This is a genomic window from Streptomyces sp. NPDC051218 (genome assembly GCF_044455475.1).
Classification (GTDB): Bacteria; Actinomycetota; Actinomycetes; order Streptomycetales; family Streptomycetaceae; genus Streptomyces.
On sequence record NZ_JBITEU010000014.1, the window covers coordinates 113562 to 127454 of the forward strand.

Annotated in this window: 13 protein-coding genes and 1 pseudogene; 5 read left to right on the plus strand and 9 right to left on the minus strand. The window is 67.5% G+C overall.

Annotated elements, in window-relative coordinates; all coding sequences use genetic code 11:
- Positions 1–330: 330 nt before the first annotated feature.
- The 5 genes from ACIBCK_RS35030 to ACIBCK_RS35050 all read right to left on the minus strand — a co-directional run bounded on the left by ACIBCK_RS35030 (position 331) and on the right by ACIBCK_RS35050 (position 5876).
- Positions 331–855: a hypothetical protein gene (locus ACIBCK_RS35030; protein WP_399396850.1), complete on the minus strand. Its 525-nt coding sequence runs from the start codon at positions 853–855 to the stop codon at positions 331–333.
- Positions 856–1067: 212 nt separating this feature from the next.
- Positions 1068–2228 carry an oxygenase MpaB family protein gene (locus ACIBCK_RS35035; protein WP_399396852.1) on the minus strand — a complete coding sequence of 387 codons (1161 nt, stop codon included), beginning with the start codon at positions 2226–2228 and terminating at the stop codon, positions 1068–1070.
- Between the two features lie 111 nt (positions 2229–2339).
- Positions 2340–3395, minus strand: a complete 1056-nt coding sequence (locus ACIBCK_RS35040; RefSeq protein ID WP_399396854.1) for a polyprenyl synthetase family protein — start codon at positions 3393–3395, stop codon at positions 2340–2342.
- Positions 3385–3663 (minus strand): polyprenyl synthetase, encoded by a 279-nt coding sequence (locus ACIBCK_RS35045; RefSeq protein WP_399396855.1) that lies wholly within the window; start codon positions 3661–3663, stop codon positions 3385–3387. Before ACIBCK_RS35045 ends, ACIBCK_RS35040 begins: the two co-directional genes overlap by 11 nt.
- Positions 3664–4511: 848 nt before the next feature.
- On the minus strand, positions 4512–5876 hold the full coding sequence (locus tag ACIBCK_RS35050; protein ID WP_399396858.1) for an FAD-dependent monooxygenase: 1365 nt from the start codon (positions 5874–5876) through the stop codon (positions 4512–4514).
- Between the two features lie 56 nt (positions 5877–5932).
- Between ACIBCK_RS35050 and ACIBCK_RS35055 the strand changes: the two genes are divergently transcribed.
- The 5 genes from ACIBCK_RS35055 to ACIBCK_RS35075 all read left to right on the plus strand — a co-directional run bounded on the left by ACIBCK_RS35055 (position 5933) and on the right by ACIBCK_RS35075 (position 9912).
- Positions 5933–6535 carry a TetR/AcrR family transcriptional regulator C-terminal domain-containing protein gene (locus ACIBCK_RS35055; protein ID WP_399396860.1) on the plus strand — a complete coding sequence of 201 codons (603 nt, stop codon included), beginning with the start codon at positions 5933–5935 and terminating at the stop codon, positions 6533–6535.
- Positions 6536–7159: 624 nt separating this feature from the next.
- The gene (locus tag ACIBCK_RS35060; RefSeq protein ID WP_399396862.1) at positions 7160–7522 is read left to right on the plus strand and encodes a hypothetical protein; all 363 of its coding nucleotides are present in this window, start codon (positions 7160–7162) and stop codon (positions 7520–7522) included.
- Positions 7523–7685: 163 nt separating this feature from the next.
- Positions 7686–8048, plus strand: coding sequence for a hypothetical protein (locus tag ACIBCK_RS35065; protein WP_399396864.1), 363 nt, complete (start codon positions 7686–7688; stop codon positions 8046–8048).
- Between the two features lie 195 nt (positions 8049–8243).
- Positions 8244–9044 carry a hypothetical protein gene (locus ACIBCK_RS35070; protein WP_399396866.1) on the plus strand — a complete coding sequence of 267 codons (801 nt, stop codon included), beginning with the start codon at positions 8244–8246 and terminating at the stop codon, positions 9042–9044.
- 343 nt (positions 9045–9387) lie between these two features.
- The gene (locus ACIBCK_RS35075) at positions 9388–9912 is read left to right on the plus strand and encodes a hypothetical protein (protein WP_399396868.1); all 525 of its coding nucleotides are present in this window, start codon (positions 9388–9390) and stop codon (positions 9910–9912) included.
- Between the two features lie 74 nt (positions 9913–9986).
- Here the strand turns inward: ACIBCK_RS35075 and ACIBCK_RS35080 are convergent, their stop codons facing one another.
- From ACIBCK_RS35080 to ACIBCK_RS35095, 4 genes and pseudogenes are all read right to left on the minus strand, one after another.
- Positions 9987–10682 (minus strand): cytidylate kinase family protein, encoded by a 696-nt coding sequence (locus ACIBCK_RS35080; protein ID WP_399396870.1) that lies wholly within the window; start codon positions 10680–10682, stop codon positions 9987–9989.
- A 39-nt stretch (positions 10683–10721) separates the two neighbouring features.
- A pseudogene (locus ACIBCK_RS35085) lies at positions 10722–11297 on the minus strand (transposase); the annotation flags it as partial.
- A 363-nt stretch (positions 11298–11660) separates the two neighbouring features.
- Entirely contained in the window at positions 11661–12785 is a 1125-nt protein-coding gene (locus ACIBCK_RS35090; RefSeq protein ID WP_399396872.1) for a fatty acid desaturase family protein, read from the minus strand.
- Between the two features lie 7 nt (positions 12786–12792).
- Positions 12793–13848 carry a ferredoxin reductase gene (locus tag ACIBCK_RS35095; RefSeq protein ID WP_399396874.1) on the minus strand — a complete coding sequence of 352 codons (1056 nt, stop codon included), beginning with the start codon at positions 13846–13848 and terminating at the stop codon, positions 12793–12795.
- Positions 13849–13893: the final 45 nt, after the last annotated feature.

Below are 13893 nucleotides of genomic sequence, written 5' to 3' on the forward strand. Positions count from 1 at the left end.
CCGATGTTGATCCCTCGGCCTGCGCGACTTCCAGCGAGAAGATCCCGGAAGGCTGCGCGGTCGACATGGATGTAGCCGAGATGGACCAGGCGACTCCTGCCACGGAGCCGCCTGCGACGAACGCGTGGGTGCCCTCGACGGACTGACTGCGCCCATGACGGACTGCCTGGCTCGACGACTGGCTCAGGGCGAGCGTCGGAGCCTGAGCCGCGCACCGTCTCGGGCTCCTTGATGCCCGCCCGTAAGTGCCCTGCATCGCGAACTTCGAAGCGGTTCCGGGGGATTGGTCTGGGCTGGCCCCACTTGGCTTGGCCAGGGTGAATTGGTGCGTCAGTGTGTTCTCTTGGCGTGCGACTTCCTCAGCTCCTGGAGGCGGTCGAGCTCGCGTTCGGCTGCTTCTTGGTTTCCGAGGTCAAGGGCCATCGTGGCGCGGCCGTAGGTGTAGAAGATGTCCTCACGGACTTGTGAGTCCAGCGCCGGCAGCTGGCGCAGAGCACGGAAATCTACGTCCAGGGAGAGTTGGGTGCCTGACATCCAATCGCGGGCCTCGGTTGGCAGGCGGTTGCGCAGGATGTCCTTGAGGTGGTCGCGGACCAGGCGGTCGGCTTCGTCAGGTCGAGGCTCGCTGGGGCAATGGGGGTGATCCGCTAGACCCTCGGCGCTATCAGCAAGCGTCCATACGATCTCTTGGATCGCCTCAACGTCGTCGAGGTTGGACTCGAGTGCCTGCTGGGCCAATTCCCGGGCCCACCTTGCGCGTTCCTCGTCTTGAGAGCATGCCGCCACGAATGTGGACAAGGTATTACTCCGCCAGCGCAGCTCTGCAACCTGCCATGCGTGGCCCATATCAGTCATTGTCGCGTCTCCCCCCCCGGCCCTGGCCCGCCCCCCCCACCGGCGCGATACGTTAACAGGCGGGCCTCACCACGGTCGTGGCAGGCAAACTCGATGATCAGCCGGTCTCACCGTTCGGCACGCTGCCCTACTCCTTCCAGAACGGTGTGACTCGTCCCATGCAGCGGTGCGCCGTCCACTGTGTCCTCTAGCGGCAGCGAGAGACCCGGCGGTCAGTGGACCGTGGGGGCCGGTGGGGTCCAGCGGTGGGTGCGGGGGACCGTGTTGGAGACGCCGAAGTCCCTTTTGAGTTGCTCGGGGATGGCGTAGTGCATGACGCGTCCGCGGGTGAGGGAGGACAGTTCGAGAACGCTGGTCAGATGGCCGAGGCGGTCCAGCGCCCAGGCGCCGAGCGGGGAGCGGTCCTCGATCGTCTCCAGTACGCCCAGGAGATGGGGCACGGTCTTGACGACGGTGTCCCAGGGGGTGCGGGGAACTGCCAGCCAGTCGGCGCAGGTGTCTCCGACGAGGAAGCGGATGAGAGCGGAGACGATCGGGTCGAGCACGGTCCCGGGCACCACTTCCTCGTAGAGGTCGATGAGTTGCCGGGTCAGATGCGCTCCCTCCTCGGAGGGGCCCATGTGCCGGACCATGTACAGGTCGAGGAAGCGGCGGGCGTCGTCCAGGGTCTTGGGGACGGCATCCTGGTCGACGCCGAGCATGGCGCCGACCACGCGCCAGGCGTAGTAGTACGCTTCCGCGCCTTCTGTCGACATGTGGATGCCCAGGCGGTGCAGGCTGTCCAGCACGAGCATCGAGAAGAACATCTGTCCGCCGATCATGTCCTCCTGACAGATCGGCGTTCCGAGCACGCTGGTTTCCCACCGGTTCTCGCGGGTGAGGTGGTGGCGGATGGAGGCGTGCAGCAGGCGGACTTTTTGGGCGGCTGGAATGAAGCGGCTGCCGCTTTCGAAGGCGTCGGGCTGCATGAGGTAGACGGTGAACTGCCCGGTCTCCGCCATTCGTTTGGACGGGTACTTCAGTCCATGGGTGGTCGACAGCAGCTTCGCCACGTGCGGGACGACGTAGCAGGCGGGCATGGAGGCGAAGGACAGCGCGGTGGAGATGTGCACGTTGTTGTCGATGAAGAACAGCCGCGCCTTCTCCATCTCTCCCCAGTCCACCCAGGCCGGCGGGGTGCGGGTCGCTTCGAGGTACTCGCGAGCGACGTCCGGAAGCCCGTCCGGCAGGGGTGAACCGGCGGTGGAGACGTATCGCATCAGGGTGTTGAACGTGCCGACCTGCCCGCGTTCGAAGAGTTCGGCGACGGTGGCGTCGGCCAGTTCATCCCCCGCGTGGCGCAGGGAGTCCATTGATGCCTCGGTGTACGTCATGGCGGGGTCCTCGTCCTCTGCATCTGCTGCGTCTATACATGTGTCTGCTGCGGGGCCTGCCGGCACCGGCGGGCCAGGAAAGCGCAGGTTCACCCGGCCCCGGTGCGAGAGTCAGGACAGGCGGAGGGCTGCCGAACGCGCCAACACGGTCAGGGCGGTTGTGGCGTGCGTCGGTACATCCAGGGCGTGCAGGGCGTCGAGCGCTTCCTCGACCCGCGCTGTGATCATGGCTTCGATGCGGGCAGGCGCCCCGAGGCTGTCCATCACTTGGCGCACCTCTTGCAGGCCCTCCGCGCCCAGGTCGCGCTTGCCGAGGAGGGCACGCAGCCGCTCCCGTTCGTCGTCGCCGGCCAGCCGCCAGGTCTCCGCGAGCAGTGCGGTCGGCCGATGGCCACGCACATCGTCGGCGTTGGCCTTACCGGTCAGGTCCGGGTTTCCGAAGAGACCGAGCAGGTCGTCCCGGAGCTGGAACGCCTCGCCCAGCGGCAGCCCATACGTTTCGTAGCCCTTACGCAGGCGGGGTCCGGCGCCGGCCAGGGCCCCGCCGATGAGCAGGGGTTGCTCGACGGTGTACTTGGCGGTCTTGTAGCGGATGACTTTCAGCGACGCCGTGATGTCCGGACCGGATCCGGTGCGCAGGATCTCCAGACACTCTCCCGCGATCAGCTCGCGGGCCATCACTGACCACACCGGGCGGGCTCGGGCCAGGTAGGCGGCGGGCAGCCCGCTGGTGGTGAAGAGGTGTCCGGCCAGCGCCATCAGCAGGTCTCCCACCAGCATCGCCAACGACCTCGCCGCGGCGTCGGCGCGCGGGCGACGGCGCACGGCACCGCGCAGGGCACGGTGAGCGGTGGGCCGCCCGTGGCGCAGCGGGCTGTCGTCGATGAGATCGTCGTGCACGACAGCCGCGGCGTGTACGAGTTCCATGGAGGCCGCTGCCCGCACCAAGGCGTCGTTGTCGGGCTGTCCCACCGCGCGCCAGCCCCAGTAGCAGAACGCCGCCCGCAGCCGTTTGCCGTCCGCGACCGCCGCCTCCAATTGCCCGGCCACCGGGCCCAGGAGCGGATCGATGGCCACGAATTGGTCCGCCTCCTCGGCGACGAACCGGCGCAGTGTCTCGTCGACGCGGGCCTTGAACGCGTCCGGCTCCCAGGCCTCAGACGTCATCGGCGGCCCGTCGAGCCAGTGCCCGCTGGGCCAGCACCTCCAGGTGAGCGGGGGGCACGGTCGCGTACCGGTCGATCACCAGGCGGCCGCGCGCCAGCAGGTCACGCTCGGCCTCCGTCGCCAGCTCGGCGCCATCGGAGCGTCGCAGCATCCCGCGAACCGTCCCCAACGCCGAACCCAGCGTGCTCACCGCCAGATCGGCCACTCCGGCCACCAGCAGTACCATCTGGCCGTCCAGGCTCCCGCGCCGTTCCGTCGGCTGTGTCATGCCACGCCCCCGCCCCAGTGGACATCCGGACGGCGCTGGTCACGCGCCGCCCTATTGAGCATCCCGCCATGCCCGGCCGGAGAGCGGAAGAACTCACGATCGAGTGATCACATCGCTCGACAGTACGGATCACGCGACGATACGGATGTCGCAGGAGAGTACGGTGCGTTCGGCGGGGCGGGTGTTGGCCTGTGGATCGCGTACGGGTACAAGGTCGGTCACGACCTGACCGTTCAGGCCGTGGCGACGAGGCTTGTGCTCCACCTACCGAGAGAACGTGCTCGGCGAGGCACATGCACTGCGCTGAGCCGCGGTCATGGAATGACGTCGGGCCCAGCGCTCTCGGAGGTGTGACACCTCGCCCGCCGTCCTGGTCACCGAGGTGCACCACCTGCCAGACGACCAGCGCCACACCATTCGCCGCATCCAGCACGACTTCGTTGGCCGAGGGTCGAACTCGTCTGTCGGGTCCGGCCCGAACTGGACCAGAAACAAGCACAGTTGACCGTACATGGCGTGCTCGGCATGATCAATGACGTACTCAGAATCCCCCGCTTCCGCACCCGCCCACGCCTCAGGGAAGAACTGGCCGACCTGTCCGGCCTGCTCCTGAACGGGCGCTGACCGCGCGAGCCCCAAGCCCAGTTGTCGACGCGCTCGGCCGGTTTCGGGCCCGTCGTGCCATGGTCCCCCGTGGCTTCCCGTCCGTTGTGGCGCGGATCGCGCACACGCTTGGGGGAGACGCCAGTCAGCCTCGGTGGCTAGCCAGGCATCCGCAACGCTCAGGTCCTCAAGGTCTACCGGATGCCGACACTTGGCGCGACCGCCTTGGAGGCGTCGCATTGATCTCAGGAATGGCTCCACGCGAGATGGCTGTCCGGGCGGATCAACGCCGCCCGGACCGTGCTCCAGTCGGCGCGATCTTCCGCCCCGGCCAGCTCCGCCGTGACCCGCACGGCGTCGCCCGGCACGTCATGGCCCGCGGCGCCGCCCGCGATATCCAGGAGGACATGCCGCCCGCCCCGCAGTAGTTCGAACAGGCGGCTTCCGTCGGCGAACCGCAGATCCGGGACGCGTCGGCCGGTGCCGTAGTCCACATCGAGGCCGGACAGCCGCTCGGCCAGCTGACGCGACAGCTCCGGCACCGTGGCGATCAAAGCGGACAGCACGCCGCGCAGCGCCTGGCCGTCGGCCGAGTACGCCGTCATCAGCGCGGTCTGGGCCTGCGTGTGCACGAGCAGGTCAGCTCCCACCGGGTGGCGCTCGGTCTCGTAGGTGTCCAGCAGATCCTCGCCCGCCCTGCCGGTGGCAACCGCCGCCAGCTTCCATCCCAGGTTCATCGCATCCTGCACACCCACGTTGAGCCCTACGCCACCGGCCGGGAAGTGCATGTGCGCCGCATCGCCGGCCAGCAGCACCCGGCCGCTGCGGTAGGCCGAGGCCTGCCGGGACGCGTTGCCGAAGCGGGAGAGCCACAGTGGATCGCGGATCCCGAAGTCCGATCCGGTGATGGCCGCGACTCTCGCCCGCAGCTCCGGCAAGGTCAGCTCGCCCGGCCGTCCCTCCTGGACGCTGTCGCGGTCGCTGCCGACGATGCGGTGGACGCCTCCCGGCATCGGAACCACCATCAGGCCGCCCCGGGCATGGGTGACAGCGGCGAAACCGCCGGTGGGCGGCGAGTCCAGGACCACGTCGGCCAGCCAGCCCCATGCGGTCGCGTCCGTGCCCGGAAAGCCGACACCGGCAGCCTGTCGGACGGTGCTGCCGGCGCCGTCGCAGCCCACCACGTACCGGGCGCGCAGTATCTCGCCGCCGTCGATGACCACGCCCTGCTCATGCAAGGCAGTCACCCGGTGGCCCCGCCGGATGACCGCGCCCAGTTCCCGTGCGCGGCACTCGAACAACTCCTCGGTACGCCGCTGGGGCAGCGCCAGTGTGAAGGGGAACGGCGTATCCAGGACCCTGAAGTCCAGACGCGTCTCAAGCCCTGCGAAGTGACCGTCGGGAATCGGCACACCTTCGGCCACGAACGCCTCGGCGAGGCCGCGGCTCTCCAGCACCTCCAGGGTGCGGGGGTGAATCGTCAGCGCCTTCGAATGCGGGTCCGGTACGGGGCGGGGCTCGATCACCGTGACCGACGCCCCGCCCAGCCGCAACTCCCCTGCCAGCCACAGCCCGACGGGACCCGCGCCCACCACCACTACGTCATCCACGACAACCTCCTCTTGGTCAGTGACCAATAGCTGATGCCGTCAGATATACTTGGTCAGTGAACAAGAGTCAAAGCGAGGTAGTGGCCACCGCCCTTCAAGCCCTCGACGAAGGCGGGCTCGAAGCCGTCTCACTGCGGGCGATCGCCGAGCGGCGGGGCGTGCGGATGAACACCGTCTCCTGGCACGTGAAATCCAAGGGCCGTCTCCTCGAACTCATGGCGGACGCCATCGCGGCCGAGGTCCCGCTGGACGACCTGCCCGCCCGGTGGGACCACCGCGCCGCCGGGCTTCTGCAGCGCTACCGCACCGCACTGCTCGCCCACCGCGACGGCGCGGCTCTCGTCGCGGGCACCTATGCACCCGAGCCCGCCACCCTCGCTCTCGCGGAGACACTGATCGCTGCCCTGCTGGCGGGCGGCTACCGCGACCAGGAGGCAGTGTGGACATGCTGGAACGCCCTCTACTTCACCCTCGGCCTGTGTCGGGAAGAACAAGCAATCACCAGCGCCGAACCCGACCGCCTCACCGAGGCCCTAGCCTCTGGCGCCTACCCGGCTCTCAGCCGAACCCTGCCCCACCTGCTGCAACCGTCCTTCGACGACAGGTTCACCCACGGTCTGCAACGCCTCCTCAACCTCCCCGACGCGTCCTCGCGGTGACACCCGTTCACGCGTGGCTCATGCGTGACTTATCGCGATGTACTCACCGTCGCTGATTTTGGGCGAGGTGGTGTGGGTGGTGGGCGCCAACCACAGCAGCGCCGGGGTATCGATGGCGGGCATGACCTGCTACCAGCCCGGTGCGCGGTCCCGACTCATCTACTCCGTTCGCGAGTACCGGACGCAAGGACCAGCCCAAGGGCTTCGGCTGGGGCGACTTCCGCTACCTGCTGATCCGTGCCCGCCTCCAGCTCGGCGGCCCGAACGTCCTTGTCTGGGACAACGTCCGCTCGCACCTGACCAAGCCCTGCGGGAGTTCTCCGAAACCAAAGCGGGCTGGCTCCCGGTCTTCCAACTGCCCACCTATGCCCCCGACGTGCACCCGCAAGAAGTAACTGATCTCTGGTCAAGCACGACAACGACATCGGCAACCTCGCCGCAGCTGACCTCAGCCGATCACCCGCGCCGTGAAGCGCAAGCTCAAGATGCTGCAGTACCGACCGGAGGACATCGACGGCTGCCTCGCTGGCACCACCCGCGCCCTGGACAGTTAGTTGGCCAACCGAACAGTGCTGGGCCGGGCACTGTCATCATCCAAAGCTGCTGGTCAGATACGGTGACGGCATGACCGAGAGTCTGCCTGCCGATGTAGCCGACGTGCTTGCGCTGGTCCTGAACGCGGAGGATCCGGTTCATGTCGCGCTCCGAAGGCAGGTCCCATACCTCAGCGTGCGAGCGCGCTGCACTTGCGGGTGCGGTACTGCCTATTTCGAACTCGACATCAGCGAGGCGAAACCCGCGCCCACCGGGCCCGGCACCGTCGTGGCGGCCGAAGCGCAGCTGTTCACGGAGACGGGCGAGTGCCCCGGTGAGGTCCTGGTCTTCTCGCAGGGCGGCTACCTGTCATGGCTGGAGGTCTGTTCATGGAGCGACGACATCAAGGTGACACTGTCCGCCTCACGTCACTGGCTGCAGCCTCCCTCCTGATCCTGACCGACATCACGAGTCCAAGTTCAGTAGTCCTGCGGGCGAGTTGACCAACATCCACTGTTAGCCTCGTGCGACTTTGACTGGCCTCAACCGTAAAGCAGGGGGGGGGGTTGAATTGCGTATCAAGCGAATTGTTCAGGGCGGATTGTCCGCACTGGCCATGGGTGCTGTCGCGGTGGCCATGGTGCCGGGCTCGGCGCAGGCGGTGAACTGGGACCACGGACCGCTGTACGACAGGGGCAAGCATGCGGCGGCCTACATCGAGGAGGGCGGCGACTACCTCAGGGTCTGTGACACCAAGAGCGACGGCAAGAAGGCGTGGGTGAACGTCTTCGACTACGACAGCGGCGATCTCGTGTACAGCCTCACCGACAAGACGAACGACGGTAGGTGCAGCTACCGCGACGCCTCGGACGGCGGCAAGTACAACCTCGCCGAACACAGCAAGTACGACGTCATCGTCTCGCATGAGCCCTCGGATAATTCGGGCTCCTACCACTTCAACTTCCTTGACGACCACTAGTTCCTTTGTGACGGGCCATCAGCGGCGCTGATGGCCCGTCGGCGAGTTCTCCGCCTCGTCAAAGAGACACACCTTCGATCCTTCGATGGCGTACCGGACTCGGCGATCAGTGCCAGCGCGCGATGCGAGACATCGTCAAGTCAACTCCCTGCTCTACCAGTCCCGTATCGGCTGTCGCCGCAGGCCGCACGCCAGGTGAAGATCATCGTCAACGCGCAGTACGCACGAAAGACAGCGGACCGACGCTACGATGCCCGGGAGCGGTCGGAAGATCGGCGTCGTCACTACCTACTGCAAGGGCATGGACAAGTGCCCGAGTTGGGTGAACGAGTCATCACCATGGACGAAGAGATCGCGGAGCAGCAGGCGGACATCACGCGACTGCTGCTCCACCATGTCCAGGCGACCTACGCCGGCAACATGCACATCCGGGGCGTCCTACCTGTCCCGGCTCCCGCCGAGGCCGTCCGCGTCGTCACAGGCTGTGCCAACATTTCCGCCCCAGGCCGTTTGATGGCGTACGAGATGCCGCTGCGGGCGGGTGACCACCTCCTCACGGCGTATGACATCACCGGAATCCTGCGGACGCTGACCGCGGGGACCGCGGGGACCGCGGGGACGCACCTCTACCCCAGCGATCGCATCAGCAGCGTGATGGGCATGACCCTCGTCCAGGTGGCCCCCGCCGATGCGGAAGTGGCCACGCTCACAGGAGAGGACAACGCGCTGACGATCCTGCGCACCATCGCCGATCCCTTCACTGAGGAGCTGTTGGACCCGCGGCTGCGCGGCTTCCTCTTCCTGGACCAGGATCGGCTACGGCTCTACCTGGACACTCACGATGCTACTGGGGTCATTGCAGCGGACGTTCGGCCGTCCGGGGCCGTCACCGCCCTGCTCGCCGCACTTCCAACGTTGATCACTGAGGAAGAGCGCAGGGTGGAAGACAGTACGGACCCGCACTGCTCCTACGTTGTGGATCTCACCAGCTGGTGAGGGGCGTTCATCACGTCATCACCCTCACGCCGCGCCTGCGGGCCCGAAGTGAAGCGCTCGGCGGCATCCGCGGCCCGGCCCTCGCCCTTCAGCCGGAGCAATGGACGCAGTTGGAGGCGGCTGGTGGGACTGGAGAATGACCGTGAGGGCGGGCAGCCAAGCGGGCTGCATCGACCGAACTGTGATCTTGTCCACGCTCCTCATCGGTCCGGGAATGCGTGGCCATAAGGTGCATTGATGACCGATGCATCGATGACGGCGGAGCCACGCCGCGCTCGCCAGGTGACCCGATCGGGGCTGGCACGCCGGCATCACCGTAGGGTGCCTGGTCCTCTCCGCTGTCGTGTGCTGGATCAACGTGGTGCTCGTCGTCTTTGGGTACGTGGTCAGCGCCTGGGCCGTGAGTACGGCGCTGCTGTGCGCCGCATTGGTTTCGATGCGTGTCGCCGCCGTACGTCGGCGTGCGACGGCTGGTGCGGATGCTGCGCCGCGCCGTCGGGTGTGGATGCAGGTGCTGCGCGGCCTGCTGGTGGCCGCGGCCGCGATTGGCAGTGCGTTGGGGGCGGCGGGCGACGTTTCCGCGGAGTACCACGTGCTGCAGCCTGAGGGCCCCGACGGCTGCCTGGCCATTGTGCGTGAGTCATCGTTCCTGTCCGCTGGACGCGGCGAGGTGTACACGGTGAGCACTGCCGGACCAGTGGGCATTGTTGGGTGGCCCTCTGGTTCCTGGACTGCTGACGACGGCTACCGCCCCATCGCCCAGGGCACATACGAACTGCGCTGGGGCCGAAGCGATGGCACTCTGACGGTCAGTGGCAGCGAGGTGAACCCAGTGATGGACGGTTTGCACAACCTCAACTGCAACTGATGTGCTCGGTCAGCCAGTGCTCGGCGTTGAAGTCCTCATCCGCGCCCGGCACGGCCGGCGGATCGGAGCGAGTGTCAAATCCTGTGTATCGATGAGTGTGGTCGGACTTCCCATGTCGGCCGTTGGAGCTGATCGTTGTACACGATGATGTCGGCGTGGTCGGTTGGGCGGGCTGTGGCGAAGTAGAGCTGTTGGGAGGGGATGTAGCGGTTACGCCAGGACTGTTCGATGTCGGCGGTGGATCCGGCCAGCGCTGTACCTCGCTCCCGGGCGCGATCTACCGTCTGCTCGAAGGGGACGGAGACGAAGATGCGCAGGTCCCACCGGTCGATGAGTTCTGGGCGCAGGAGGAAGACGCCGTCGAAGAGCAGTACGGCGTCTGCGGTGGCGGTCGTGGCCGGCGGGGACGTTGTGGTGTCGGTGTCTGTGTCGTAGACCGCGTGTTGGAACCTTCGGTCTCCGCCTGGGCCCAGCGGATCGAGCAGGACCCGGCACAGCGCGGCGTGGTCGTGGGCGTCGAAGTAGCAGCCTTCGGCCGAGTACTGGCCGCGTCGGTAGCGCTGTGCACGGGGGAAGAGGTAGTCGTCGATGGTCGCGCGGATGACGTCGCGGTCCTGCGCGCGCAGGACATCGGCGAGCTCGTCGGCCAGCGTGGTCTTGCCGGCGGCGGGCGGCCCGTCAATGGCGACCCGCAGCGGGTGCGTGGTCGTGACGGATTTGATCGCCTCGGCCAGCCGATTGATGAGCTCGCCGCGGGTGCCGTGGTCCATTGCTGCCTCTCTCACGGTGTCTCTGATTAGCGCCGCACGTCAGGCTGCGGTCGCCGGTTCGCGTTCGACGAGGACGCCGCTTGCGAACCGGGCGCCGGCCCGGACGAGGGCGACGAGGTGAGGTGCGGTGATCGCGCGCCAGCATTCCTGGGCGGGCTCGGCGAGCTTGAACACGATCGCGAGGGCGGTGGCCGTGCTGCCCGCGTCGCGGGTGACCCTGGTCCGGAGCTTCACCGTGGAGAAGGGTCGACTCGATGGGATTCGTGGCGCGGAGCATTGGATCCACTGCACCGCCTTGGGCAACTTCGCCCCGTAGTCTTCGGCGAAGTCCTTCACGGCCTTGGCGGCGTGGTCGCGGTCCTCAGCGTCGTAGATCTCCTGCATGGCCCTCTTCGCGCCGGGCTGCGCGGACTTCGGCAGCGCGTTCATGACGGTGCGGACCTTGTGGACCCAGCACCGCTGGTGGCGGGCTTCGGGGAAGACCTCGGCGAGCGCGTTCCACAGGCCCATCGCGCCGTCCCCGGCCACCAGCACAGGGTCCTTCATACCGCGCCGTCGGCAGTCGCGCAGCAGGCCGGCCCACGATTCGGTGGACTCGCGCAGGCCCTCGGCGAGGACTGGCGGCGGGCTCGCGGTCCAGAGACCAGTCGAAGTCGCCTGCGCGTACCGCTGGACCTCTGTGCAGTGCAAGGGCGTCTTCGCACGGCGGTCGCCAAGAGCGCTTAGTCGCGTACGAACGCCTCCAGTGGCTGCTGCCACGCACCCAGTGGCGGGCGGCTCGTTCGCCGCCGGCCTGGCGGAGACCCGACGCCGTAAATTCTCTGGGGGAGGGGTGGCCGAGGGCTGGCAGGGGTAAGGCTTCGCCGCAGCGGCAGACTGGCGGGTCCGGCGTCGCGGTCGCCTACCGTCCGCAACGGACCTCACCTAACCCGGCGGTGCCGCCGGGTTAGGTCGAAAGATCTGAAGCCATACCGCGAATCAGGCCGCGACAAGCTCCCGCTCGCGGTCCGGCGTCTTGACCTTGGCCTTGACCTTCTTGTTCGGCAGCGAGAGCCGGAAGACCTTGTGCCACGCGGAGAACACCTGCTTGGGCAGCGGCCCGGTCACGTACTCGAGCTCGTACTTCTCGAACAGCGCGCGCACCTTCACCGCGACCTCGGCGTACCGGTTGCTCGGCAGGTCCGGGAACAGGTGGTGCTCGATCTGGTGCGACAGGTTGCCGGTCATGAAGTGCATGGCCTTGCTGCCGCTGATGTTCGCCGAGCCCATCATCTGGCGCAGGTACCACTGGCCGCGCGTCTCGCCCTTGATCGACCGGCGCTCGAAGACCTGCACGCCCTCGGGGAAGTGCCCGCACATGATCACTGAGTGGGTCCAGAGGTTGCGGACCAGGTTCGCGGTGAACGTGGCGCCCAGCGTGGGGAGGAACGAGGGGCCCGAAAGCAGCGGGTGGACCACGTAGTCCTTGAGCACCTGCTTGCGAATCTTGCGGCCCACGGCCTTGGCCCGCGCGCGGAACTCCGGGCTCTTGCGGCGGTGCTTGGGCAGGTTCTTGCCCAGCTCCAGGTCGTACGCTGCGATGCCGTACTCGAAGAAGCAGGCGTTGATGAAGTTCCACAGCGGCTGGCCGAGGTGGAGCGGGTGCCACTTCTGGTCCTCGTCGACGCGCATGATGCCGTAGCCGAGGTCGTTGTCCTTGCCGATCACGTTGGTGTACGTGTGGTGCAGCTCGTTGTGCGAGTGCTTCCACTGCTCGGCCGGCGAGACGTGATCCCAATCCCAGGTGGTGGAGTGGATCTTCGGGTCCCGCATCCAGTCCCACTGGCCGTGCAGGATGTTGTGGCCGATCTCCATGTTGTCCATGATCTTCGCCACGGACAGACCGGCGGTGCCGATCAGCCACGCGGGCGGGAAGCTCGAGAACAGCAACACACCCCTGCTGGCCAGCTCGAGCTTGCGCTGCGCCGAGATGACCTTACGGATGTAGGCGGCGTCCTTCTCGCCGCGGCCGGCGATCACCTCGTCGCGGATCGCGTCCAGCTCGCGGCCCAGCTCCTCGATCTGCTCCGTGGTCAGGTGGGCGGTGGGGTCGATGGCGGTCAAGGTACTCCTACCGTTCGATGTCGCAGGGGCCCGCCGCGGCGGACACACAGGTCTGGATGAGGACGCCCGGCTCGGCCTCGGTGATCTCGCCGGTACGCAGGTCACGGACGGCGCCCGCCTTGAGAGGCGTGACGCAGCCGAAGCAGATACCCATGCGGCACCCGGAGGGCATGAGCACGCCGGCTTCCTCGCCGACGTCCAGCAACGGCGTCGCGCCGCCTGCGTCGACGGTCTTGCCGGTGGCGCTGAACGTGACCTCGCCGCCGTCGCCGGCGACGACGATGCTGGGGCGGAAGCGTTCGGTGTGCAGGCGCTCCGGCACGCCGTGCTCGCTCCAGTGCTTCTCGGCGGCGTCGAGCAGGCCCGAGGGCCCGCAGGCCCAGGTCTCGCGCTCGGCCCAGTCGGGTACGAGTTCGTCGAGTCGGGCGATGTCGAGCATGCCGTCGGTGTCGGTGTGCACCTCGGTGAGCCGGAGCTTCTTGTCCGCGACCAGGTCATGCAGTTCATTGCGGAAGATCACGTCGTGCGGCTTTGGCGCGCAGTGGATCATGGCGACGTCGTCGAATTCGGAGTCGCGCAGCATGCCCATCACGGGCGTGATGCCGCTGCCGGCCGTCAGATAGAGCACCTTGGCGGGCTTGGCCTGTGGCAGTACGAAGTCACCGGTCGGCTGGTCGAGCTGGATCAGCGTGCCCGGTCTCGCCCTGCGGACCAGGTGGTTGCTGACCTTGCCGTCCGGGATCGCCTTCACGGTGATCGTGACGCGGCCGTCCTGGCGGTGGGTCGGCGAGGTGATGGAGTAGGCACGCCACAGGCGCACCCCGTCGACGTCGATCCCGATCCGTACGTACTGACCGGCCGTGTGGCCACGCCAGCCCCGCCCCGGCCTGATCACGATGGTCGCGGCGTCACCCGTCTCGGGGTGCACGGCCTCGATGCGCCCACGCAGGTCAGCGCCCGCACGCAGCGGGCTGACCAGGTCGAGGTAGTCCGACGGCAGCAGCGGCGTCGTGACCATCTCCAGCAGTTTCCACGCCCTGCTGCGGAGGGCTGTACTCGTCATGACTTCAGCTTGCTGCGCCTCAAGGCGTAAAGTCCTGACCGCAGG

What these genes read in the sequence shown, in the direction of transcription:
- ACIBCK_RS35040 (WP_399396854.1), bottom strand. Translation starts at nt 3,395, where the DNA reads ATGACGTCTGAGGCCTGGGAGCCGGACGCGTTCAAGGCCCGCGTCGAC.
- ACIBCK_RS35035 (WP_399396852.1), bottom strand. Translation starts at nt 2,228, where the DNA reads ATGACGTACACCGAGGCATCAATGGACTCCCTGCGCCACGCGGGGGAT.
- ACIBCK_RS35065 (WP_399396864.1), top strand. Translation starts at nt 7,686, where the DNA reads ATGGGTGCTGTCGCGGTGGCCATGGTGCCGGGCTCGGCGCAGGCGGTG.
- ACIBCK_RS35030 (WP_399396850.1), bottom strand. Translation starts at nt 855, where the DNA reads ATGACTGATATGGGCCACGCATGGCAGGTTGCAGAGCTGCGCTGGCGG.
- ACIBCK_RS35060 (WP_399396862.1), top strand. Translation starts at nt 7,160, where the DNA reads ATGACCGAGAGTCTGCCTGCCGATGTAGCCGACGTGCTTGCGCTGGTC.
- ACIBCK_RS35095 (WP_399396874.1), bottom strand. Translation starts at nt 13,848, where the DNA reads ATGACGAGTACAGCCCTCCGCAGCAGGGCGTGGAAACTGCTGGAGATG.
- ACIBCK_RS35080 (WP_399396870.1), bottom strand. Translation starts at nt 10,682, where the DNA reads ATGGACCACGGCACCCGCGGCGAGCTCATCAATCGGCTGGCCGAGGCG.
- ACIBCK_RS35045 (WP_399396855.1), bottom strand. Translation starts at nt 3,663, where the DNA reads ATGACACAGCCGACGGAACGGCGCGGGAGCCTGGACGGCCAGATGGTA.